Source organism: Massilia sp. LC238, from assembly GCF_000735635.1.
Lineage (GTDB): Bacteria > Pseudomonadota > Gammaproteobacteria > Burkholderiales > Burkholderiaceae_D > Telluria > Telluria varians.
Genome location: NZ_JNNN01000083.1, coordinates 57,820 through 79,967, shown reverse-complemented (window position 1 = coordinate 79,967; position 22,148 = coordinate 57,820). Strand labels below are relative to the sequence as shown.

Genomic DNA, 22,148 nt, shown 5'->3' with positions numbered 1-22,148 from the left:
ACCGCTCGGTGGCTATCACTTGCAGCCAGGCGACGGGTTGGCGGCCGGCCCTTCCGCCGTTTGCGCCACCGGCAGCATCTTGCCGTCCGGGCCGTAGTGCAGTTCTTCCACCGCGACCGAACGGCGGAATTCGCCGCCGGTCGGCAGCTTGCCGTTGTGGTAGAAGATGTAGGACTTGCCGTTGAACTCGACGATGGCCTGGTGGATCGTGTTGACGTTGCTGTTCTTCTCCATGATCACGCCGCCGAAGGTCCAGGGGCCGGTGGCGGTCGGGCCGCTCATCACCACGGTCTCTTCGGGGAACTTGCGCGAGTACGAGAGGTAGTAGGTGCCCTTGCGCTTGTGCAGGTAGGCCGCTTCCACGAAGTTGTCGAGGCCCACGGTGTGGATCGGTCCGTCGAGCTCGATCATGTTGGGCTTGAGCCTAGCGTACTTCATCACCGTGTTGCCCCAGTACAGATAGGCCTGGCCATCGTCGTCGATGAACACGGCCGGGTCGATGTCGTCCCAGGGGATATCGGTTTCCCTGGTCATGTCGTTGGTGATCAGCGCGGTGCCGCGCGCGTCCACGAAAGGACCGGTCGGGCTGTTGGAGACGGCCACGCCGATCGCCTTGCTCTTGAGGGCGGCGTGGTCCACGGTCGAATAGAAATAGTACTTGCCGCCCCGCTTGACGATGTCCGAGGCCCAGGCGTCGCGCCCGGCCCACTTGAAGGTGCTGTAGCGCAGGGGCGAGCCGTGATCCGTCCACTTCTTCATGTCGCAGCTGGAGTAGACGCGCCACTCGCTCATGACGTATTCCTTGCCGCCGACCGGCGCCTCGTCCTTGCCGACGTAAAGATAGACGCGGCCGTTGTCGACCAGCGCGGCCGGGTCGGCGGTGAAGATGTCCTTCACGATGGGATTCGAAGCCCCGGCCAGGGGCGCGGCCAATGCAGCGGCCAGTCCGGCCACGAGTACGGACATCTTATTCATCACGTCTCCTTATATATTGCTTATATTCATTAGCTTTGCTTCTGACGGAAGCCCATCAGGCGTTGGACCACGCAGAACACGAACAGCAGCGCGCCGATGACGATCTTGGTCCACCAGGAGCTGAGGGTGCCGTCGAAGGCGATCAGGGTCTGGATGGTGCCGAGCACCAGCACGCCCGACAGCGCGCCGAGGATGTAGCCGTAGCCGCCGGTCAGCAGGGTGCCGCCGATGACGACCGCCGCGATGGCATCCAGCTCGGTGCCCTGCGCATGCAGGCCGTAGCCGGACAGCATGTAGAACGAGAACAGCAGGCCGCCCAGCGCCGCGCAGAAGCCGCTGAAGGCATACACCGCGACCTTGGTCCGGCCCACGGCCAGGCCCATCATCGCGGCCGACTGCTCGTTGCCGCCGATGGCGTACACCGCGCGCCCGAAGGACGAGTAATGGGCCATCCACACCGCCAGCAGCAGCATGGCGATCGCGATCAGGGCGCCCGGCGACAGGAAGCCGCCCAGGAAAGGCAGCTGGGTCTGCGACATGGCCACGAACAGCGGATCCTCGATGGTGATCGACTCGATGCTGATCAGGTAGCACAGGCCGCGCGCCAGGAACATGCCGGCCAGGGTGACGATGAAGGGCTGCAGGCGGAAGACGTGGATGATCGCACCCATGGCGCCCCCGAAACACGCACCGCCCAGCAGCACGAGCGCGATCACCGCCAGCGGCGGCCAATGCGCCACCTGCAGCAGCCAGGCCGCTACCATGGTGCTCAGGGCCAGCACGGCGCCCACCGACAGGTCGATGCCGCCCGAGAGGATCACGACGCCCATGCCGATCGCCAGCACCAGCAGGAAGGCGTTGTCGATCAGGAGATTGAGCATCACCTGCAGCGACAGGAAGCCGTCATAGGCCTGGCCGCCGGCCAGCAGCATGGCCGCCAGCAGGACCACGGTCGCCGCCGAGGTGAACCAGGGCGCATTCGTCACGTTCTTCATGCCGCCCTCCTCTTCCACAGGCTCTTGAACTGGTCGGACTGCGAGATGCAGACCAGGAACACCACGCTTGCTTTCACGACCATGTTGACCTCGGGCGGGACGCCCAGCGAATAGATGGTGTAGGTGAGCGTCTGGATGATCAGCGCCCCGATGATGCTGCCCATCAGCGAGAACTTGCCGCCCGCGAGCGAGGTGCCGCCCAGCGTGACCGCCAGGATCGCGTCCAGCTCCAGCATCAGGCCGGCGTTGTTGGCGTCGGCGCTCTTGACGTTAGAGCTGATCATCAGCCCGGCCATGCCGGCGCAGGCCGCGCTGAACACGTACACGAACACGACCAGGGCCGCGGTGCGGATGCCCGCGAGGCGCGCCGCCACCGGATTGATGCCGACCGCCTGGATGAACAGACCCAGGGCCGTGTGCCGCAGCAGCAGGGAGGTGGCCGCGAACACCGCGATCACCACGAACAGCGCGAACGGCAGCCCTGCTAAATACCCGCTACCCAGGAAGAAGAAGGGCTGGTAGTAGACGGTGACGATCTGGCCGTCGGTCAGCAGCTGGGCCAGGCCGCGCCCGGCCACCATCAGGATCAGGGTGGCGACGATCGGCTGCAACCCCAGGCCCGCCACCAGGGCGCCGTTCCACAAGCCGCACAGCACGGCCGCACCCATGGCTGCCAGCAGCGCCAGCCCCATCGGCGTCTGCGCCACGTACTCGGGCACGCCGTTGTTGATGACCATGGTGCCGCCGATGAGCATCGAGGCGACGGTGCCGGACAGGGCGACCACGGCGCCCACCGAGATGTCGATGCCGCGCGTGGCGATCACCAGGGTCATGCCGATCGCGGCCAGCATCAGGGGAGCGGCGCGGTTGACGATGTCGACCAGGCTGCCGTACAGGTGGCCATCCTTGATCTCGAGGTGGAAGAAGCCCGGGATTAGCAGGAAGTCGATCAGGAGCAGCAAGGCCAGCGCCGCCAGGGGGCGGAACAGCGCATGCTGGAAGACCGAGGCCCGGGCCGGCTTGGCGGGGGCCAGCACGGTTTCCTTGACGGCGACGTTCATGCGCTGCCCTCCCCGGCGATCACGTGCAGCACCGAGCTGTCGTCCAGCTCACCACGGCCGTACTCGCCGCAGGTCTTGCGGTCGCGCATGACCACGATGCGGTCGCTCACGCGCAGCACCTCGGGCAGCTCGGACGAGATGAACAGAATCGACATGCCCTTGCGGCACAGGGTGGTAACGTAATCCATGATTTCCTGCTTGGCGCGCACGTCGATGCCGCGCGTCGGTTCGTCGAGGATCATCAGCTTCGGCTCGGTGGCCAGCCAGCGGGCCAGCAGGACTTTCTGCTGGTTGCCGCCGGAAAGCGTGCCGATCGGCGTCTCGATGCTTGCCGTCTTGATCCCCAGTTGTTTCACATAGTGGGCGGCCAGTTCCTGCTGGCGGCGCATCGGAATGGCGCGCAGCAGCCCCTGGCGCGCCTGCAGCGCCAGGATCAGGTTCTCGCGCACCGACAGGGCCAGGATCGCACCCTCGTGCTTGCGGTCTTCCGAACAGAAGCCGATCCCCTGCTGGATGGCGTCGCGTGGCGTGGAGAACACGCGGCTGCGGCCATCGATCTCGATGGCGCCGCCGTCGGCCTTGTCGGCCCCGAACAGCAGGCGCGCGGTCTCGGTGCGGCCGGAACCGAGCAGGCCGGCCAGGCCGAGCAGCTCGCCCTTGCGGATCTCCAGGTCGATCGGGTTCAGCACGCCCTTGCGCGCCAGCGCCCTAGTGCGCAGGAAGGTCTCGGTGGCTTCGCCAGCCGCGGCGCAGGCGCTGCCGCTTTCTTCCTGCGCCTCCGCCGGCGCGCCGATCATCTTGTTGACCAGGGCCAGGCGCGACAGCTCGCTGCACAGGTATTCGCCTTCGCGCTCGCCGTTGCGCATCACGGTGATGCGGTCGGAGATCGCATAGGTCTGGTCGAGGAAGTGGGTGACGAACAGGATCGCCATGCCCTGCTCGCGCAAGCCGCGCAGCACCGAGAACAGCAGCTGGACTTCGTTCTCGTCCAGGCTCGAGGTGGGTTCATCGAGGATCAGGACCTTGCTCGAGATGTTCAGCGCCCGTGCGATCGCCACCATCTGCTGAATGGCCAGCGGATAGCTCGACAGGGGTTGACTGACGTCGATGTCGATCTGCAGGCGCGCCAGCAGTTCGCTGGCCTGGCGGCGCATGCCGCGCCAGTCGATCATGCCGAAGCGGCGCGGATAGCGTCCGATGAAGATGTTTTCCGCGACCGACAGGTTCGGGCACAGGTTCACTTCCTGGTAGACGGTGCTGATGCCGAGCTGCTGGGCGTCCTGGGTGGACGTCGGCGCAATCGGGCGGCCATCGAGCATGATGCTGCCGCGCTCGGGCTGGTAGACGCCGGTGAGGACCTTGATGAGGGTCGACTTGCCGGCGCCGTTCTGGCCCATCAGCGTGTGGACTTCGCCGGGGAACAGGCGCAGGCCCGCGTCCGACAGCGCCTTCACGCCCGGGAATTGCTTGTGGATGCCGGTCACTTCCAGGACCGGCGCCACGGTGGTCGAGGCGAGCATGGCCGCCTCAGTATTTACGGTTCGGGAATTCCTTGGCCGCGACTTCAGCTGGGAACACACCCTCGTTCACGGTAATACGCTTTGGCACCGGCTTGCCCGCCTTGACCATCTGCGCGGTCTGGATCAGCTGCGGCCCGAGCAGCGGGTTGCACTCGACGGTGACGTTGAGCTTACCCTGCAACATGGCCTCGAACGCGCCGCGCACGCCGTCGATCGACACCACCAGGATGTCCTTGCCCGGTTTCAGGCCCGCTTCCTCGATGGCCTGGATCGCGCCGATCGCCATGTCGTCGTTGTGCGCGTACAGCACGTTGATGTTCTTGCGGTCGGACTTCAGGAAAGCTTCCATCACCTCCTTGCCCTTGGCGCGGGTGAAGTCGCCGGTCTGCGAGCGGATGATCTTCAGCTTCGGATGGTCCTTGATCACTTCCGCGAAACCCGCCTTGCGGTCGATCGCCGGCGCCGAGCCGACGGTGCCCTGCAGCTCGACGATGTTGTAGCTGCGGTTCGGGTTCTTCTTCTGGTGCTCGACCAGCCAGCGCGCGGCGCGGCGGCCCTCTTCCACGAAGTCGGAACCGATGAAGCTCACGTACAGCGAGGGGTCGCTGACCTTGACGGCGCGGTCGGTGAGGATGACCGGGATCTTGGCGGCCTTGGCTTCGCGCAGCACGGTGTCCCAGCCGGATTCCACGACCGGCGAGAAGGCGATCACGTCGACGCGCTGGGCGATGAAGGAGCGGATCGCCTTGACCTGGTTTTCCTGGCGCTGCTGGGCGTCGGCGAACTTCAGGTTGACGCCGGCAACCTTGGCGGCGCTCTTGATCGAGGCGGTGTTGGCGGTGCGCCATTCGCTTTCGGCGCCGACCTGGGAGAAGCCGATGGTGAGGGGTTTGGCGGCGTGGGCCGGCATCGCGAGGGCGACAGCGCAGGCGGCGGCGCTACCCAGGAGGGTTCTGCGGGTGAGGGTCATTACCTAGTCTCCGGTATTGTTGTTTCGCAATCGTAAGACAAAGTGTGATGCTGATCCAATCATATTTGTGCTTGAGTAGATACCGGATTCGATATCACTACCTTAAAGCCTTCCGTTCCTTGCATGCACGGTGCATCAAAACGGGGTTTGGACCGATTCTGCCGGGACAAGCGCTACATACTCGACTACCATTATTTCCACACGACAACATGGAATGAAATATGGGCAGCCGCAGAAACAAGGGTTTGGTCAACGATCTGGTCGCTCTGCCCTGGCAGTTCAGCGCCGCGCTCGCAGTCGGCGCGTTTTTCGGCATCCGCTGGATACTGCCGGGTTTTCTGCCCGAGCGCGGGCCGCTGTCGGCACTAAGACCGGATCTCGACGCGCTGTCCTGGATCGTCTTTGTTGCACTGGCCTTCATGGCAGTGCTGGCGGCGCTGCGCACCCGGTTCCAAGGGGAACAGCATGGATCCGGGTCCCGGTCCAGCCGGCAGCGTGCGCGCATGCGTGTCGTACCGGATGCGGTGCCAGCCCCGAAGCCGGGTCCGGCGCGTCTCCCCGCTGCACCGACGGCGTGGTCGAGCGAGGCGCTGCGCATGCTGGAATGGAAGCGCTTCGAGCTGCTCTGCGCAAGGTACTACGAAGCCGTCGGCTTCACCACGGCGACCCTGGCCGCGGGGCCGGACGGCGGCATCGACGTCAAGCTGTTCAAGGTCGATCCGGCGAAACCGCTGGCGATCGTCCAGTGCAAGGCCTGGAACACCCATTCGGTCGGGGTCAAGGAAGTTCGCGAGCTGCTCGGCGTGATGGTGCACGAAGGCGTCGGGAGAGGCATCTTCGTCACCACCGGGACCTACACCCCGGATGCGCTGCAGTTCGGCGCGGCAAACCCGATCCAGCTGCTCGACGGCGATGCGTTCGTCAAGAAAATCCTCGACCTCCCGCTCGACAAGCAGAAGGCGCTGCTCGACGCCGCCTTCGAAGGCGACTACCGTACACCGACCTGCGCCTCCTGCGGCACCAAAATGGTCGCGCGCGACAGCAAGCGCGGCGCCTTCTGGGGCTGCATCTACTACCCGCGCTGCAAGACGACGCTGGCGATGCGCGCTTGAAGCCCCGCTAACGCAGCAGGCGCAGCCCGTACAGCCCGCCCGCGATCGATCCCGGCTTGGCCACGAAGCGCACCGACAACGCGTTCGGCCTGGCCTGCAGGATGGCCGCCGGCAGCGCGTAGTCGACGGTGTAGAACTCCTGGGCCGCATCCTTGGCAAGCGTCACTTCGGCCAACAGCACCTCATTGACCTCGATATCGAAGCGCCTTCCCGCATCGGCCCGCGCAAAGCTCAGGCGCAGCAGCTTGGCTTCCCCTTTCGGGTCCTTCAGCTCATAGCTGAACCACTTCTTCGCATGGCGCCAGTGGCGTCCGCCGTTCACGCCCGCATCGATGCCCTCGCCCTTGAAGAAGTGATCCGATTCCGGTTGCTGCTCGCCCGGCGCCACCTGGTCGATGGTACGGGCGTCCAGCGCCAGCCGGTCCGCTTCGCGCGCGGCATTCTCGGCCCGGATGCGCTCGAAATTGGCCGGCGTCGCATGCTGCCAGTACATCGTGTAGCGCGACTCGTGCAGGCGGAAGAAGGGAATGAACTCGGTCGCGCTGCCCGCGGCGCCCTGCACCAGCCCCGGCGCCGTGAAGGTCAGCGGCTTGCCCTTGACCGGCTTGAAGCGGCGCAGGAACTCCAGGGAGTCGCTCACCAGCATGGGCGCCGCCTCCAGCGGACACACCGGCCCGCCCGCGATGTGGCCCATGCGCGACTCGTCGGCCAGGTAGTTCAATTGCTCGTCACCGAACATGCGGGTCTTCGCGGCCAGCACGATGGGGCCGTGCAGCACCGCGTAGTAGTTGGACTTGTCGGGCATCTGCTCCAGGCGCGTGCTCATCGGCAGCTGCACGTCGACCCGGTCGCCCTTCTTCCACGCGCGCTCCACGCTCACAAAGCCGCCTGGCGCTGCATCGATCTTGACCGCCCTGCCGTTCACCTTCACCACCAGCTTGCCGGCCGCGACCCAGCCCGGATAGCGGATCTTCATGGTAAAGCTGCCAGGTTCGTCCACCGTCAGGCGCGTGCTGCCCTCGTCCGGGAAGCGCGTCGACTGGGTGATGCGCACGCCCTTCTCGCGCCAGTGCAGGGTCGAGGGGATGAACAGGTTCACGAACAGCGCGTCGCCCTCGTGCGCGTAGATGAATTCGCCGTACTTGGCGTGGCTCTCGATCCCCGAACCGACGCAGCACCACATGCCCTTGTCGACCTGCGAATATACGCGGTAGTGGTTCGGCCGCATCGGCGTGAAGTAGACGAAGCCGCCGCCCGGGCGCTGCGAGGACAGGATGTGGTTGTACAGCGCGCGTTCGTAATAGTCGCCGTAGCTGCCCTTCTGCTCCGACTGGAACAGCATGCCCGTCAGCTTGAGCATGTTGTAGGTATTGCAGGTCTCCGGCCCCTCGACCTCGCCGATCATGGAACCGAAGTCCTGGGTGTCGTGGAAGTGCTCCTTGACGCTGTTGCCGCCGATCGCCACCGAGCGGCGCTCGACCACCGTCTGCCAGAAGAATTCCGCGGCCCGGTCCAGGTCCTGGCGCCCCGTCATGTCGGCGATGCGCTTGAAGCCGATCACTTTCGGGATCTGAGTGTTGGCATGCAGGCCGGTCAACTTGTCCTGGCCTTGCGCCAGCGGCTGCAGGACCGCTTGATGCGAAAAGCGCAGCGCCAGCTGCAGGTATTTATCGTCGCCCGTCATCTGCGCCACGTCGGCGAGAATCTCGTTCATGCCGCCATGCTCGGCGCGCAGCATCTGCTGCATCTGCTCCTCGCTCAACTGCGCGCTCAGGCGCAGCACCCAGTCGGACAGCGCAATCAGCATCGCGCGGGCGTCCACGTTGCCGGCGTAGCGGTGGGCATCGCGCAGGCCCGCGTAGACCTTGTGCAGGTTGTACCAGGGGACCCACTTGCCGTTGACCGAGAAGTTGCTGGCGTCCAGCTTGCCGGCCGCGACGTCGCGCCAGGCCTGGCGTCCGCCGGGAATGCCACCCAGGTAGCCGTCGCGGTTCGCTTCCTGCGCGCGCTTGAGCTCCGCCACGAAGTAGTTCAGGCGGCGCAGCACCTCGGCGTCGCCGGTTGCGGCGTACATCAGCGCCAGGGCCGACAGGTAGTGGCCGCCCATGTGGCCGTCCAGCCCCGTCGATTCCCAGTTGCCGTAGCTCGGCTGGCGCGGGTTCAAGCCCGCCTCGCGCAGGAACGGGGCCAGCAGGCGGTCCGGCTCCATCGCCATCATGTAGTTCAGGTCGGTAGTCTGGGCGTCGAGGAAGGGACCGGGCTTCAGGCGCACGTCGGCCAGCGGGAACAGCTCGGCGGCCTGGGCCCAGGCGGATGACACGAGCAAGGCAAGTGCGGCGAGACGGAGCTTCATGGCAGGCGGACGCTCTGGTAACGGTTGAGTTCAGACTGGTCGACGAGCGGCCAGCCGTCGCCGTCCCACTTCATCTCCAGCACTTTCAGCTTCTGCTTGTAGCGGTCCGCGCTTTCATAGGCGTGCAGCACCATGACATCCTTGCCGTTGAAGGTGTAGGCGCTGTTGTGGCCCAGCCCCTTCCAATCGCGGTCGCCCTGGATGACGAGCGTGCCGCCGCCCTTGGCCATGTCCAGGCCCTGGCGGTCGAGGTAGGGGCCGGTGATCGTCTTGGCGCGGCCGACCACCACCTTGTAGGTGCTGTCCTTGCCCTTGCAGCACAGGTCCCAGGAAGCGAACAGGTAATACCAGCCGTTCTTCCGGAAGATGAAGGGCGCCTCGATCTGGGCCGGACCCGCTTCCTCATCCGGCACGTAGGCCGGACGGTCGCGCCGCGCGATGGTGTGCCATTCCTGCGGTTCGGCCAGCCTGGTGCGGCTGGCGTCGAGCTTGACGAGCTTGAGGCCGGTCCAGAAGGAGCCGAAGGACATCCAGGGCGTACCGGTTTCATCGTCGATCACGTGTGAGTCGATGGCGTTCCACAGGTCGCGGCCCGGGATGGACTGCAGGACCATGCCCTGGTCTTCCCACTTGTAGTGCGGGGAGCGTGGGTCGAGCGTGGTGTTGACCGTCACGCCGATGCCGGAGGTGTTCTTGCCGAAGCCCGACACCGAGTAGTACAGGTAGTACTTGCCCTTGTGGTGGTAGATGTCCGGCGCCCAGATGTGGTCGTTGAAGGTCGGCGCCGCCGTCCTGGCCCAGGTGGGCTGGCCGGCAAAGACGCGCCCTTCCGGCTTCCAGGACTTCATGTCGGTCGAGCTGTAGAGGGTGATGCCGGGGCCGGTGCTGAAGAGGTAGTACTTGCTGCCCTCTTTCGCCATCACGGGGTCGTGGACTTCGAGCTGGGCGGCGGAGGCAAGGAGCGTGGTGGCGAGCGCCAACACGCCCGCGCTGAGGCGTGAAAGTAAAGACATTGCAAACTCCAGAATTGTCGCGATCCGTAGGGTGGGCGGGTCCCCCGCCCACGCGGCGATAGTTTGCTACGAGATCGACGGGCACGAAATCCGAGCCGCTATCGATCACCGCGTGGGGTAATCCTGGCCAGTGGCCAGGATTACGAGCCGCCCACCCTACCAATTACGCGTCGACGGATACCACCACCACCGACTTGGCCGGCACCTTCAGCGTCAGCTTGCCATTAACCGCCTTGGCACTGTACGGCGCCGGCTTGATGGCCTGCGGCTTGTCGAAGGTGTTGTGCGCATCCATCGCCTCGGCGGTCAGCACCTGCCCGGTGGCGCCGCTGGCGGCCTGGCCCTTCAGGTCGATGTTCACGTCGCTGGCCCGGTGCGGGTTGGTGTTGACCAGGGCCACCCAGACCTTGCCGTCCTTGCCGCGCGCGCTCGATGCGCTGATGCCCGGGAGGCTCGCGTTGTCCACCGAGTAGGCCACGTCGTTGTTCACGGCGGTCGGCAGCGAGGTCGCGTCCTGGAACGGGACGTACATCTTGTAGGCGTGGTAGGTCGGGGTCAGGAGCATCTTGTCCTTGTCCGTGATGATCATCGCCTGCAGCACGTTGACCATCTGCGCGATCATCGTCATGCGCACGCGCTCGGCGTGGGCGTGGAAGATGTTGAAGTTCAGCGCCGCCACGACCGCGTCGCGCAGGGTGTTACGCTGGAACAGGAAGCCCGGGTTGGTGCCCGGCTCGACGTCGTACCAGGTGCCCCATTCGTCGACGTAGAAGCCGAGCTTCTTCTGCGGATCGTTCTTGTCGAGGACGGCGACGTTGCGGCGGATGAAGCCATCCATGCGCATGGTCTGCTGCAGGGTCTTGAACCATTCCGATTCGGTGAAGCCAATGGCCGCGCCCTTCTTGTCCCAGTCGCCGGTCGGCAGGGTGTAGAAGTGGAAGCTGATGCCGTCGGTGAACTTGGCGCTCTCGCGGCTGAGGACGTCGGTCCAGGTGGTGTCGTCGCTGTGGCCGCCGCTGGCGACCATCTTCGGACGCGCATTCGGCGGGGTCTTGAGGAAGGTGGCGTAGTGGTTGTACAGGTTCGCGTAGTATTCCGGCTTCATGTTGCCGCCGCAGCCCCAGGCTTCGTTGCCGACGCCGAAGAAGGCGACCTTGTACGGTTCCTTGCGGCCGTTCTTGCGGCGCTGCTCGGCCAGGGTCGACTTGCTGTCCGAGGTCATGTACTCAAGCCACTCGGCCATCTCCTGCGGGGTGCCGGAGCCGAGGTTGCCGTTGACGTAGGCTTCGGTGCCGAGGATGTCGACCAGGTCGAAGAACTCGTGGGTGCCGACCGCGTTGCTTTCTGCCACGCCGCCCCAGTGAGTGTTGACCTTTACCGGGCGCTTGTTGCGCAGGCCGATGCCGTCGCGCCAGTGGTATTCGTCGGCGAAGCAGCCGCCCGGCCAGCGCACCAGCGGCACCTTCAGTTCCTTCAGGGCGCCGACCACGTCGTTGCGCCAGCCGCGGGTGTTCGGGATCTTCGAGTCCGGACCCACCCACAGGCCTTCATAGATGCCGGTGCCGAGGTGTTCGGCGAACTGGCCGTAGACGTTCTTGTTGATCACCGGGCCCGGGCGGGTAGCGTCGATGCTCACGTTCACCTGGGCGAAGGCCGAGGCCGATGCAAGGACGCTGAGCGCGAGGATGGTCGGTTTGAATACGTTCACTACTGTCTCCTGTTCTGTCGAACTCTTATTGGAATACGGCGACGAAGCCGCCGTGCGCTTTGATACTGATCTTGTGCTTGCCGCCCTTGCTGCCCGTGAAGCGCGACTGGCTGAAGGCGCGCTCGCCCTCGCCGTCGGTGATGAGGGTGCCGCCCGCTTTCCCGACGAAGGACAGGTCCAGCTCGAGCGATTTGTCGGCTGCGTCGGCATTCAGGCCGGCCACGTACCAGGCCTTGCCTGCCCTGCGTGCGATCACGACATGGCGGCCGGGGTAACCGTCGACGAAGCGGGTCTCGTCCCAGCTGCGCGGCAGGTCCTGCAGGAAGCCCTTCACGTAGGACGGCGCGGTGGCCATGCCTTCCGGCGTGTCGGCGAAGTGCTGGATCCCGGACAGGAACAGCACCGACTCGGCCAGCTCGAATCCGTTGCGGGTCTTGCGCTGGATCTTGGGGATGTCGCCGAACACAGTGGGCGTGAAGTCCATCGGGTCGAACAGGTTGCGCGTGAACGGCAGCATCGCGGCATGGGGCGCGACCACGTCCTGGTCGCTCTGTTCGAAGGTGGTGAACTCGAAGCCGCGCACCGCCTCCACGGTCATCAGGTTCGGGTAGGTGCGCGACCAGCCGCGCGGCAGCGTGGCGCCGTGGAAGTTCACGAGGAGGCCCGCCTTGGCGGCATCGTTGAGGATGTCGACGTAGTAGGCGATCATCGACTGGCCGTCGCCGGCGAAGAAGTCGATCTTCACGCCCTTGACGCCCATCTCGACCAGTTTCGCGAATTCGCGGGTGCGCGCTTCGCGGGTGAGCAAGGCGCTCTTCGGCGTGAACGGGGTCTTGTTCCAGTCGCCGGACGAGTTGTACGAGACCAGGATGCCGATGTTCTTCCTGGCGCCGTAAGCGACCAGCTCGCGCATCTTCGCGTCGCCGATACTGCGGTCCCAGCCGGCGTCCACCAGGGTGTACTCCCAGCGCATATCGGCGGCGTAGTCGACGAACTTCTTCTGGACCTCGAAAACGGTGCCCTCATCCTTCAACAGCGCCCAGCTCCACGAGGCGTGGCCGGGCTGGACGCGCGCCTTGTCGAAGGCAATGGCCGGAGCGGCCAGGTCGGTGCCGAGCGTCGATTCGACCAGGGTCTTCAGGGAACCGAGCGCGATGACGCGCCAGGGCGTCAGCAGCTCGCCCTTGCTTTCCGCCAGCAGCGCGCCGTTGGTGAACACTTCGGCGGCCATCGGAGAAGCGAGCCGGTAGCGGCCTTCCGGCGACTCGGCGTCGAGGCGCGAGGCGTGGAAGCTGCCGTCCATGTTCGCCTCGGTCAGCGCCACCCAGGTGTCGCCCGTGCGGAACAGGGCCGGGAACACCCAGCCGGCGGGCATCGGGGACCGGGTGCCGACCGGGATCTCGCGCTGGTAGTGCTCTTCGTAGGACGGGTTGGTGTTTGCCCATCCGGTCTGCGCCACCGCCATCGGCTGCAGCCAGGCCTTGGCGGACTTGTCGAAACTGAAGCCGGTGGCCTCGGAGATGAATTTCTTCTGCGGCAGCGCCGGCTCGGCTACCCGATAGCGGAAGGCGACACCGTCGTTCGAGACGCGAAAAGCCAGGTCCATGGCCTGACCCTGGGCGTTGCGCACGGTGTAGACCTGCTCGTTCGCGGCGTAGGTGATGCGTCGCTTCTTGCCGGTGGCGAGTTCGTAGCTGTCGCGGACCGGCTTGATCGCGGAGGTGGAGGCGATCTTGAGCGCGCTCGCGAGGTCGGCACCCTCTAGCCGCAAGCCGAGTGGCGACGGAAGAATGACGGGTTTGCCGTGGCGGGCGACGGCATAGCTGAGGGTGCCGTTTGGTGCGGCGCTGACGGTCACGGAGATGTGGCCATCTGGGCTGGTCAGGGCGGCGGCGTGCGCCTGGGTGCTGAAGATGGCGGCAAGGGCCAGGGTGGTGCGAATCACAGAGGTCATAGGAATCTCCGTTAGCGCGTCGTTCCGGCGCAGGCCGGAACCTAAGTCCGTGGCGTGCCGACGAACTTGGATCCCGGCCTTCGCCGGGATGACGGATCATAGGGGTGTGGTGGAAGCGACGATCGCGGCGCTCAGCCGCCATCGATCACGTCCAGCCCGCGTCGACGACGAAATCCTGCGCCGTGCACATCTTGCTGTCGTCGGCGCCGAGGAACAGCACCATGGCGGCGATATCGTCCGGCATCAGCTTGCCCGGCAGGCACTGGGCCTTCTTGATCTCGAGCTCCGCCGCCTCGTCCACCCACAGGTCGATCTGGCGCTGGGTCATGACCCAGCCCGGCGTGACGGTGTTGACGCGCACGCCGAAGGGGCCGAGGTCGCGCGCCAGGCTGCGGGTCAGGCCGATCACGGCCGCCTTGGTGGTGGCGTAGACCGGATAGCCGGCGCCCTTGGCATGCCAGGACATGGAAGAGAAATTGATGATGGAACCGCCGCCCATCTTCTTCATGCCCGGCAGGACTGCCTGCGCGGTGAAGAACATGGGGCGCTGGTTGATGGCGATGCGCTCGTTCCAGTAGTCGAGCGAGACCTTTTCGATGTCGTGGCGCTGGTCGTTGGCCGCGTTATTGACCAGGACCTCGAAGTCGCCCAGCTGTTCGGCCAGCTCGGCCATCGTGCGCTGCAGCGCGGGGATGTCGGTGATGTCGCAATGGCGGAACACCGGCGCGCGATGACCGGCATTGGCGAGCTTCGCGCACAGCGTCTCGCTCGCCTCTTTCGCAATGTCGACGAAGGCGACTACCGCGCCCTGCTCCACGAACGCCTTCACGATCGCTTCGCCGATGCCGGTGCCGCCTCCTGTCACGAATACCCGCCTGCCCTGCAGGCTGGGGTAGCTAGCCAACTTTGTCATGCATGTCTCCGTCCGTTCTTATTGTGAGGCGGCCTTGCTCTTCGGTCAATGTGCCGCCAGTGCTTACAGTGGCTTCACCTTCGCGAAGCCGGTATCAAGCACTGCCAGGCGGTTGCGCAGGGCCGGCCCGAACTGCGGCGATTCCACTTCGAAGGTCTCGCCGGGTGTTACCTGGATGCTGTCGGCGAAGCTCAGGGTGGCGGTGCCGAAGAAGTGGATGTGCACGTCGCCCGGACGCTTGAACAGGCCGTACTTGAAGTGGTGGTACTCGAGGTTCTCGATGGTGTGCGACATGTTCTGCTCGCCGCTGACGAAGGCCTTTTCCCAGCGCACCTGGCCGTCCTTGCCGAGGATGCGCGAGGTGCCCGACACGTGGCCCGGCAATTCGCCCACCAGCAGTGCCGGGCCGACGCCGCAGTTGCGCAGTTTCGAATGGGCCAGGTAGAGGTAGTTCTGGCGCTCGGTAACGTGGTCCGAGAACTCGTTGCCGATGGCGAAACCGAGGCGGTAAGGCTGGCCGTCATTGCCGATCAGGTACAGGCCCGCGATCTCCGGCTCTTCGCCGCCGTCGAGCGCGAAGTCCGGCATCTCGATGTCCTGGCTTGTTGCGCGCACGATCGAGCCGTCGCCCTTGTAGAACCATTCCGGCTGCACGCCGGGCGTGCCCGATGCCGGCTTGCCGCCTTCCACGCCCATGCGGAACATCTTCATGGAGTCGCTCAGGGACTCGACGTCACCGCCGATCTTCTTGTGCATGGCGTCGCGGGTGTCGGCGCTGCCCAGGTGGGTCAGGCCGGTGCCGGTAACGTAGCAGTGGGCGGGGTCCGGGTGGTCGAGCGGCGGGAGGATACGCCCGGCCTGGGCGACATCGTCGTAGTGATAGTGCTCGCTGGTGGCGGCGCTGTCGGCCAGCTGCGCCAGGCCGGCGCCGGCGGCGATGGCGGCGCGCGCGAGCTCGAGGGTCGTGGCATAGCCGCCGACGACGCGGATGGTGTTGTCGTGCAGGATGCCGATGCGGCGTTCCTGGGATTCAGTGATGAATTGTACGAGCAGCATGGCCCGGTCTCCCATAATTGATGTTCGAATAGCGGTGCGAGTATTCAAGCAACTGTTGAACGCGTGGGCAGGAAACCTGCCCACCCTACGGACAACGCTTTTGTAGGGTGGGCGGGTCTCCCGCCCACGCGTTCAAGTCCCCTCAGATCAGTGAGAATGCTTCGGCACCGCCGACCCGCGACAACCGATCAGGAAGTCGAAGTCGCAACCCTCGTCCGCCTGCAGCACGTGATCCAGGTAGAGCCGCTGGTAGCCGCTGTGCTGGACCGGCTTGTTCTGCTCGGCGCGCTCGGCCAAGCGGGTGCGGATCTCCTCGTCCGACAGCTCGATGTTCAGGCCGCCGCCGGCGCAATCCAGCTGGATCCAGTCGCCGTCGCGCACGATGCCGAGCGGGCCGCCGGCCATGGCTTCCGGCGCTACGTGCAGCACCACGGTGCCGTAGGCGGTGCCGCTCATGCGCGCATCCGAGATGCGCACCATGTCGGTGATGCCCTGGGCCAGCAGCTTGGGCGGCAGGCCCATGTTGCCGACTTCCGCCATGCCCGGGTAGCCTTTCGGGCCGCAGTTCTTCATCACCAGGATGGAATTCGCATCGACATCCAGGTCGGGGTCGACGATGCGCTGCTTGTAGTGGTCGAAGTCCTCGAACACGACGGCGCGGCCGCGGTGCTGCATCAAATGTGGCGAAGCCGCCGAAGGTTTCAACACGGCGCCGCGCGGCGCCAGGTTGCCGCGCAGGATGCGGATGCCGCCGTCTTCGATCAGCGGGGTTTCCAGCTTGCGGATTACCTCATCGTTGTAGATCGGCGCGTCCTGGCAGTTCTGCCACAGGGTCTTGCCGTTGACGGTGAGCGCGTCCCTGTTCTTGAGCAGGCCGCCCTCGCCCAGGCGCCGGATCACGCCCGGCAGGCCGCCGGCGTAATAGAACTCCTCCATCAGGTATTTACCCGAGGGGAGCAGGTCGACGATGGTCGGGGTGCCCTTGCCGATCGCGGTCCAGTCTTCCAGTTCCAGCGGCACACCGACGCGGCCGGCGATGGCCTTCAGGTGGATCACGGCATTGGTCGAACCGCCGATCGCCGCGTTCACGCGGATCGCGTTCTCGAAGTTCTCGCGCTTGAGGATTTTCGACAGGCGCAGGTCTTCGTGCACCATCTCGACGATGCGGATGCCCGACATGTGGGCCAGCACGTAGCGGCGCGCGTCCACCGCGGGAATCGCGGCATTGTGCGGCAGCGAGGTGCCGAGCGACTCGGCCATGCAGGCCATGGTCGACGCGGTGCCCATGGTGTTGCAGGTGCCGGCCGAGCGCGAGTGGCCGGCTTCGGCGGAGAGGAAGTCGTGCATGGTGATCTGGCCGGCCTTGGCCTGCTCGTGCAGCTGCCAGACGGCGGTGCCGGAGCCGATGTCCTTGCCGTTCAGCTTACCGTTGAGCATGGGGCCGCCGGTGACCACGATGGTCGGCAGGTCGACGCTCGCAGCCCCCATCAAGAGCGCCGGAGTGGTCTTGTCGCAGCCCACCAGCAGCACCACCGCGTCCATCGGATTGCCGCGGATGGATTCCTCGACGTCCATGCTGGCCAGGTTCCGGGTCAGCATGGCGGTCGGGCGCAGGTTCGATTCGCCGTTCGAGAACACCGGGAACTCGACCGGGAAGCCGCCGGCTTCCAGGATGCCGCGCTTGACGTGTTCGGCCAGTTTGCGGAAATGGGCGTTGCAGGGGGTGAGTTCGGACCAGGTGTTGCAGATGCCGATGATCGGCTTGCCCTGGAATTCATGGTCGGGAATGCCCTGGTTCTTCATCCAGCTCCGGTACATGAAGCCGTTCTTGTCCTGGGTCCCGAACCACGCCGCCGAGCGCAGCGTGGTCTTTTTCTTCGTCTCGGACATGCCTTCTCCTCGTTATTTCCGCGCGGGGGGCTGGTCACCCCCTCTAAGGTCCGGTCGTACAGCGCGTGTTGTTCAGCAATGAGGGAAGTCTACAGTGTGGCCCAGATAACTTTCCAATCAAATATTTCGCAATATTGATACTGAATTCGTTATCTGAAAGCGCCGAGAAAGCGCGATTCCGGCAGTCCGCGCACGTCCAGCGCAGAGCGGAACATGGCGCCCGACAAGGGCGCGCCGGCGCGGTCGCCCCCTGTCATGCCAAGCCAGGCGCTGGTGACATACAGGGTGGAGAGCTCGGGCCCGCCGAAGGCCGGGCAGCTCGGCTGCGGCGCGGCGAGCGTCACTACCCGGTCCAGCCGGCCATCGGGGTCGAAGCGCATCACCTGCCCCGCGCCCCAGCGCGTGGTCCACAGGCAGCCTTCGGCATCGATGCAGGAGCCGTCCGGTTCCCCCGGCGCCGCATCCGCGGCCACGAACACCTGCGAGGCGCCGATCGCGCCGCTGCCCGGATCGTATTGACAACAGCGGATCTCGCGCGTGACCGAGTCGGCGTAGTACATGCGCCGCCCGTCCGGGCTGAAGCAGATGCTGTTGGCGATGGCGGCATTCCCGAGCGGCAGGCGCTCGAGGCTCAGGTCCGTGTTCAGGCGGTAGAAGCCGCCCAGCGCGCGCTTCGCACCGTCTTCCTGGTTGAACATGCCGAACACGAAGCGGCCCTGGCGGTCGCAACGCCCGTCGTTGATGCGGGTGGCCGGGATGTCGGCTTCGACCTCCACGATGCGCATCACTTCTCCAGTCGAGAAGCGGAAGAAGGCCAGGCCGGAGGCCAGCGCCAGCAACAGGCAATCGTCGCTGCCGGTCAGCGCGAAGGAACACAGGCGCTCGGGCATCGGCCAGCTGTAGCTCCTGCCGCTGGCAGGCGAATACGACCACAGGGTAGCCTGCGGAATGTCGGTCCACAGCAGGCGACCGGTGCGCTCGCACCACAGCACGCATTCGCCCAGTTCATGGCGATTGTCGAGAAAGTGCTCCATCACGCCTGCGCTCCCTGCACCGAGAAGCGGAAGCGCGACGCGGTCCGGTACACCTGGCCCGGGCGCAGGATCACGTTCGGGAAGCGCGGCCGGTTCGGCGAATCCGGGAAATGCTGGGGCTCCAGGCAGAAGCCGCTGCGGTGTCCGTAGCTGCGGCCCTTGCCGGATAGCGAGCCGTCCAGGAAGTTCCCGCTATAGAACTGCACGCCCGGCTCCTCGGTGAACAGCTCCAGCACCCTGCCCGACACCGGTTCGAGCACGTGGGCCGCGCGCGTCATCTCGGGGCCGTTCGGCTTGTTGAGCACAAAGTTGTGGTCGTAGCCCTGGCCATGGCGCAGCTGCTTGTCCGGCTGGCCGACGCGTTCGCCGATCGGACGCGGGGTGCGGAAGTCGAAGGGCGTGCCGGTGACCGGCGACAAGGTCCCCAATGGGATCGATGCCGCATCGATGCCCACGAAGGTGTCGGCGTCGATGGTGAGCAGATGCTCGAGGATGTCGCCTTCGCCGGCCAGGTTGAAGTAGCTGTGCTGGGTGAGGTTGACCGGGGTCGGCTGGTCGGTGACGGCCTCGAAGCGCACCACCAGCTCGTTGTCGTCGTTCAGCTGGTAGCGGACGACGGTATCCAGGTTCCCGGGATAGCCCTGCTCGCCGTCGACGCTGCGGTAGGCCAGGCGCAGGCTGTCGCCCTCCACGCTGGCCTGCCACTTGACCTTGTGGAAGCCCTTGGGGCCGCCGTGCAGGTGGTTCTCGCCGTCGTTCGCCGGCAGCACGACGTCGCGGCCGTCGAGCGTGAAGCGGCCGCCGGCGATGCGGTTGCCGTAGCGGCCGATCAGGGCGCCGAAGTACGGGTTCTCGCCTTCATAGGCGGCCAGCGTGTCCAGGCCCAGCACCACGTCGGCAAAACGCCCCTCGCGGTCGGGCGCATGCAGCTCGGTGATGATGCCGCCGAAATCGATGATCTTGGCCACCAGGCCGTTCGCGTTGGCCAGCGTGAATTCGGTGATGGCCTGGCCGTTCGCCAGCCGTCCATAGGGCGCCTGGGTGATGCCACGGGTGCTCAGGTCTCGCAAGGCGTTCTTCCTCGGTTGGTGGCTCAGTTGGTCGATGGGCGGCCGAACACCGGCATGCCGTCCGCGTCCCAGCGCAGGGGTTTCACGAAGGTGTGGCGGTCCGGGTTCCACAGCGGATCGCCGACGATCTCGGTATAGGTGCGGGCGTGGTAGACCAGCATCACGGTCTCGCCGTCTTCGGCATAGGTGAAGCTGTTGTGGCCCGGGCCGTAGATGCCGTGCTCGTAGCAGGTGCGCAGCACCGGCTCGGGCGACTTGGTCCAGGAGCGTGGGTCGAGCAGGTCGGCGTCCTGGTCCGCCCACAGCAGGCCCATCGCGTAATTCTCGTCGGTGGCGCTGGCCGAGTAGCTGATGAAGATCCTGCCGTAGCGGCGCACCACCGACGGGCCTTCGTTGACCCAGAAGCCGCGCGTCTCCCAGTCGAACTCGGGTTTGCTGAGCATGACCGGCTTGCCCTCGATCTGCCACGGGGTCTTCATCGGCGCGATGTAGAGGTTCGAGTTGCCTTCGATGTCGTGGTCCTTCTGCGCCCACAGGTAGTACAACTGGCCCTTGTGGGTGAAGGTGGTGGCGTCCAGGCAGAAGCTGTCGATGCCGGTGTCGACCTGGCCCATGAATTCCCATTCGCCCTCGAGCGGATTGGCATTCCGGTTGCGGATCGCGTACATGCGGTGCTGGAACAGCTTGTGCTTGATCTCGCGGCTCGGGGCCGCGGCGAAATAGATGTACCAGGCACCCTGGTTGAAATGGATCTCCGGCGCCCACACCAGTTCGCAGTACGGGCCGGTGTCGGGCTTGGTCCAGACGTCCACGGTCCGGGCCTGCGCCAGGCCGGCGATGGTGCTGGCGCGGCGCAGCTCGATGCGGTCGTATTGCGGCACCGAGGCAGTGAAGTAGTAAAAGCCGTCGTCGTGCTTGTAGATATAGGGATCGGCGCGCTGCTCGATCAGGGGTTTCAGAATGGTTTCTTGCATCGTTAATCTCGTTTCAAAGTTTGCTTATCACCGCGTGGGCGGGAAAATAGTCCACTGGACTATTTCCCCCCGCCCACCCTACGGGAATGCGCCGTTGTAGGGTGGGCGGGGTAGTTCTGGCCAATGGCCATAACTACGAACGCCCACGCGGTCAACGCATGTCAGCCGGCGACGTAGCCCGCGGTGCGCATATCGGCCTTCACCGTGTCGTAATAGCTGTCGCTGATGCGGTACTTGAACATCAGCACGCCCATCAGGAAGTGGAAGAAGCCCGGGATCACCGACAGCATCAGGGCGATGCCCTGCAGCGCCAGCGCCGACTGCTCCTGGTTGGGCTGGTACTGGAAGTAATCCAGCAGGATCCCCACCATGCCGCCCGCGATCGCCATGCCGGCCTTCTGGCACACCGAGATGCCGCCGAAAGCGAAGCCGGACACGCGCTTGCCGGTCTTGACCTGGCCGTAGTCGATGGTCTCGGCGATCGCCGACCAGAACACCGGCGCGTGCAGGTCAACCACCAGCGACAGGATAAAGTACAGGACGAAGGCCAGGACGATGTCGCCCGGCTTGACCAGGAAGTAGATCAGGAGGCTGATGACGGCGACCAGGATCTGCGTGTTGCGGAACAGCTTGACCTTGCAATAGAACTTGGTGGTCCAGGTGGACACCACCATGGCCAGGATCGCCGCCGCGACGCCCGTGGACAGGAAGGCCGAGACGGTGGCCGTGTCGCCGCCCAGGTAATACTTGGCGTAGTAGATCGCCACCGAGCCGCGGATCACGTAGCCGATGGTGCCGGTCACGCACACGGCGCACAGGATCAGCCACTGGTCGTTCTGCATCAGCACGCGCACCTGGTCCATCAAGGGCTGCTTCTCGACCTTGTGGACGACGCGCTCGGTGGTGGTGAAGAAGCACAGCAGGAACAGCAGCACGCCCATCGCGGCCATCACCGCCATCGCGGCCTGGTAGCCGGCGGCCTGGTTCCCGGGGTCCCACCAGCTGGCTAGCATCGGCACGATGATGGTCACCATGAAGGCGCCGATCTTGGCAAAGAACAGGCGGTAGCCGTTGGCCGACAGGCGTTCCTGCGGGTCGGAGGTGAGGCCGCTGATCAGCGAGATATAGGGAATGCCGACACCCGCCGTCATCAGGGTCATCAGGATGTAGGTCGAATAGGCCCAGACCAGCTTGGCGTCATAGCCCCAGTCGGGCGTGGAGAACACCAGGAACACGCTCAGGCCGTAGGGTACGGCGAGCAGCAGCAGCCAGGGCCGGTAGCGCCCCCAGCGCGTCAGCACCGAGTCGGTCACCTGCCCCATCGCCAGGTCGGCCACGGCGCCGACCACCTTGACGGCCACGAACAGGGCCGCCAGGTCGGCGGTGTGGATGCCGTAGATGTCGGTGTAGAAGAAGGTAATGATCAGCATCATCGACGAGATCACCACGTTGAGCGCCATGTCACCGGCGCCGAAACCCGCTTTTTCGAGGGTGGAGAGTTTTTGTGTGTGCATGTGCATTCCCTTCCGAACGACCCGGGGGCACTGCCG

17 protein-coding genes are annotated in these 22,148 nt (G+C 65.4%); 1 reads left to right on the top strand and 16 read right to left on the bottom strand.

Going from position 1 to position 22,148, the window contains the following annotated elements; genetic code table 11:
• Positions 1-15 precede the first annotated feature (15 nt).
• From FG94_RS25235 to FG94_RS25215, 5 genes are read right to left on the bottom strand one after another with little or no spacing between them, the layout of a single operon-like run.
• The gene (locus tag FG94_RS25235; protein WP_051997101.1) at positions 16-975 is read right to left on the bottom strand and encodes a glycoside hydrolase family 43 protein; all 960 of its coding nucleotides are present in this window, start codon (positions 973-975) and stop codon (positions 16-18) included.
• Between the two features lie 29 nt (positions 976-1,004).
• Positions 1,005-1,970 (bottom strand): galactofuranose ABC transporter, permease protein YjfF, encoded by a 966-nt coding sequence (gene yjfF / locus FG94_RS25230; RefSeq protein ID WP_036217495.1) that lies wholly within the window; start codon positions 1,968-1,970, stop codon positions 1,005-1,007.
• Positions 1,967-3,031, bottom strand: a complete 1,065-nt coding sequence (locus FG94_RS25225) for an ABC transporter permease (RefSeq protein WP_051997099.1) — start codon at positions 3,029-3,031, stop codon at positions 1,967-1,969. Before FG94_RS25225 ends, yjfF begins: the two co-directional genes overlap by 4 nt.
• Positions 3,028-4,551, bottom strand: coding sequence for a sugar ABC transporter ATP-binding protein (locus tag FG94_RS25220; RefSeq protein ID WP_036217493.1), 1,524 nt, complete (start codon positions 4,549-4,551; stop codon positions 3,028-3,030). Before FG94_RS25220 ends, FG94_RS25225 begins: the two co-directional genes overlap by 4 nt.
• A gap of 7 nt (positions 4,552-4,558) precedes the next feature.
• Positions 4,559-5,521 (bottom strand): ABC transporter substrate-binding protein, encoded by a 963-nt coding sequence (locus FG94_RS25215; RefSeq protein WP_036217489.1) that lies wholly within the window; start codon positions 5,519-5,521, stop codon positions 4,559-4,561.
• 245 nt (positions 5,522-5,766) lie between these two features.
• On the opposite strand from FG94_RS25215, the gene FG94_RS25210 reads away from it, so the two are divergent.
• Entirely contained in the window at positions 5,767-6,633 is an 867-nt protein-coding gene (locus tag FG94_RS25210) for a restriction endonuclease (protein WP_161784001.1), read from the top strand.
• A 7-nt stretch (positions 6,634-6,640) separates the two neighbouring features.
• Here FG94_RS25210 and FG94_RS25205 read toward each other — a convergent pair whose 3' ends face one another.
• The 11 genes from FG94_RS25205 to FG94_RS25155 form a co-directional block, all read right to left on the bottom strand.
• Positions 6,641-8,986 (bottom strand): glycoside hydrolase family 127 protein, encoded by a 2,346-nt coding sequence (locus FG94_RS25205; RefSeq protein WP_036217483.1) that lies wholly within the window; start codon positions 8,984-8,986, stop codon positions 6,641-6,643.
• Positions 8,983-9,999, bottom strand: coding sequence for an arabinan endo-1,5-alpha-L-arabinosidase (locus FG94_RS25200; protein WP_036217480.1), 1,017 nt, complete (start codon positions 9,997-9,999; stop codon positions 8,983-8,985). Before FG94_RS25200 ends, FG94_RS25205 begins: the two co-directional genes overlap by 4 nt.
• A gap of 163 nt (positions 10,000-10,162) precedes the next feature.
• Complete coding sequence (locus tag FG94_RS25195; RefSeq protein ID WP_036217478.1) at positions 10,163-11,707, bottom strand: alpha-N-arabinofuranosidase; 1,545 nt, start codon at positions 11,705-11,707, stop codon at positions 10,163-10,165.
• Positions 11,708-11,732: 25 nt separating this feature from the next.
• Positions 11,733-13,661 (bottom strand): glycoside hydrolase family 97 protein, encoded by a 1,929-nt coding sequence (locus FG94_RS25190; RefSeq protein WP_036217475.1) that lies wholly within the window; start codon positions 13,659-13,661, stop codon positions 11,733-11,735.
• A gap of 145 nt (positions 13,662-13,806) precedes the next feature.
• Positions 13,807-14,574, bottom strand: a complete 768-nt coding sequence (locus FG94_RS25185) for an SDR family NAD(P)-dependent oxidoreductase (protein ID WP_036217472.1) — start codon at positions 14,572-14,574, stop codon at positions 13,807-13,809.
• A gap of 63 nt (positions 14,575-14,637) precedes the next feature.
• Positions 14,638-15,630, bottom strand: coding sequence for an AraD1 family protein (gene araD1 / locus FG94_RS25180; RefSeq protein ID WP_036217469.1), 993 nt, complete (start codon positions 15,628-15,630; stop codon positions 14,638-14,640).
• Positions 15,631-15,777: 147 nt separating this feature from the next.
• A complete protein-coding gene (locus tag FG94_RS25175; RefSeq protein ID WP_036217466.1) occupies positions 15,778-17,520 on the bottom strand; it encodes an IlvD/Edd family dehydratase in 1,743 nt (580 codons plus the stop codon).
• Positions 17,521-17,669: 149 nt separating this feature from the next.
• Complete coding sequence (locus FG94_RS25170) at positions 17,670-18,557, bottom strand: SMP-30/gluconolactonase/LRE family protein (RefSeq protein ID WP_081926201.1); 888 nt, start codon at positions 18,555-18,557, stop codon at positions 17,670-17,672.
• Positions 18,554-19,624: an aldose epimerase family protein gene (locus FG94_RS25165; RefSeq protein ID WP_373965827.1), complete on the bottom strand. Its 1,071-nt coding sequence runs from the start codon at positions 19,622-19,624 to the stop codon at positions 18,554-18,556. The genes FG94_RS25170 and FG94_RS25165 overlap by 4 nt, the downstream gene beginning before the upstream one ends.
• 23 nt (positions 19,625-19,647) lie before the next feature.
• Positions 19,648-20,598: a family 43 glycosylhydrolase gene (locus tag FG94_RS25160; protein WP_036217463.1), complete on the bottom strand. Its 951-nt coding sequence runs from the start codon at positions 20,596-20,598 to the stop codon at positions 19,648-19,650.
• Between the two features lie 161 nt (positions 20,599-20,759).
• A complete protein-coding gene (locus tag FG94_RS25155) occupies positions 20,760-22,112 on the bottom strand; it encodes an MFS transporter (protein ID WP_036217688.1) in 1,353 nt (450 codons plus the stop codon).
• Between the last annotated feature and the right edge of the window lie 36 nt (positions 22,113-22,148).

What these genes read in the sequence shown, in the direction of transcription:
- FG94_RS25235 (WP_051997101.1), bottom strand. Translation starts at nt 975, where the DNA reads ATGAATAAGATGTCCGTACTCGTGGCCGGACTGGCCGCTGCATTGGCC.
- yjfF (WP_036217495.1), bottom strand. Translation starts at nt 1,970, where the DNA reads ATGAAGAACGTGACGAATGCGCCCTGGTTCACCTCGGCGGCGACCGTG.
- FG94_RS25225 (WP_051997099.1), bottom strand. Translation starts at nt 3,031, where the DNA reads ATGAACGTCGCCGTCAAGGAAACCGTGCTGGCCCCCGCCAAGCCGGCC.
- FG94_RS25220 (WP_036217493.1), bottom strand. Translation starts at nt 4,551, where the DNA reads ATGCTCGCCTCGACCACCGTGGCGCCGGTCCTGGAAGTGACCGGCATC.
- FG94_RS25215 (WP_036217489.1), bottom strand. Translation starts at nt 5,521, where the DNA reads ATGACCCTCACCCGCAGAACCCTCCTGGGTAGCGCCGCCGCCTGCGCT.
- FG94_RS25205 (WP_036217483.1), bottom strand. Translation starts at nt 8,986, where the DNA reads ATGAAGCTCCGTCTCGCCGCACTTGCCTTGCTCGTGTCATCCGCCTGG.
- FG94_RS25200 (WP_036217480.1), bottom strand. Translation starts at nt 9,999, where the DNA reads ATGTCTTTACTTTCACGCCTCAGCGCGGGCGTGTTGGCGCTCGCCACC.
- FG94_RS25190 (WP_036217475.1), bottom strand. Translation starts at nt 13,661, where the DNA reads ATGACCTCTGTGATTCGCACCACCCTGGCCCTTGCCGCCATCTTCAGC.
- FG94_RS25185 (WP_036217472.1), bottom strand. Translation starts at nt 14,574, where the DNA reads ATGACAAAGTTGGCTAGCTACCCCAGCCTGCAGGGCAGGCGGGTATTC.
- araD1 (WP_036217469.1), bottom strand. Translation starts at nt 15,630, where the DNA reads ATGCTGCTCGTACAATTCATCACTGAATCCCAGGAACGCCGCATCGGC.
- FG94_RS25175 (WP_036217466.1), bottom strand. Translation starts at nt 17,520, where the DNA reads ATGTCCGAGACGAAGAAAAAGACCACGCTGCGCTCGGCGGCGTGGTTC.
- FG94_RS25160 (WP_036217463.1), bottom strand. Translation starts at nt 20,598, where the DNA reads ATGCAAGAAACCATTCTGAAACCCCTGATCGAGCAGCGCGCCGATCCC.
- FG94_RS25155 (WP_036217688.1), bottom strand. Translation starts at nt 22,112, where the DNA reads ATGCACACACAAAAACTCTCCACCCTCGAAAAAGCGGGTTTCGGCGCC.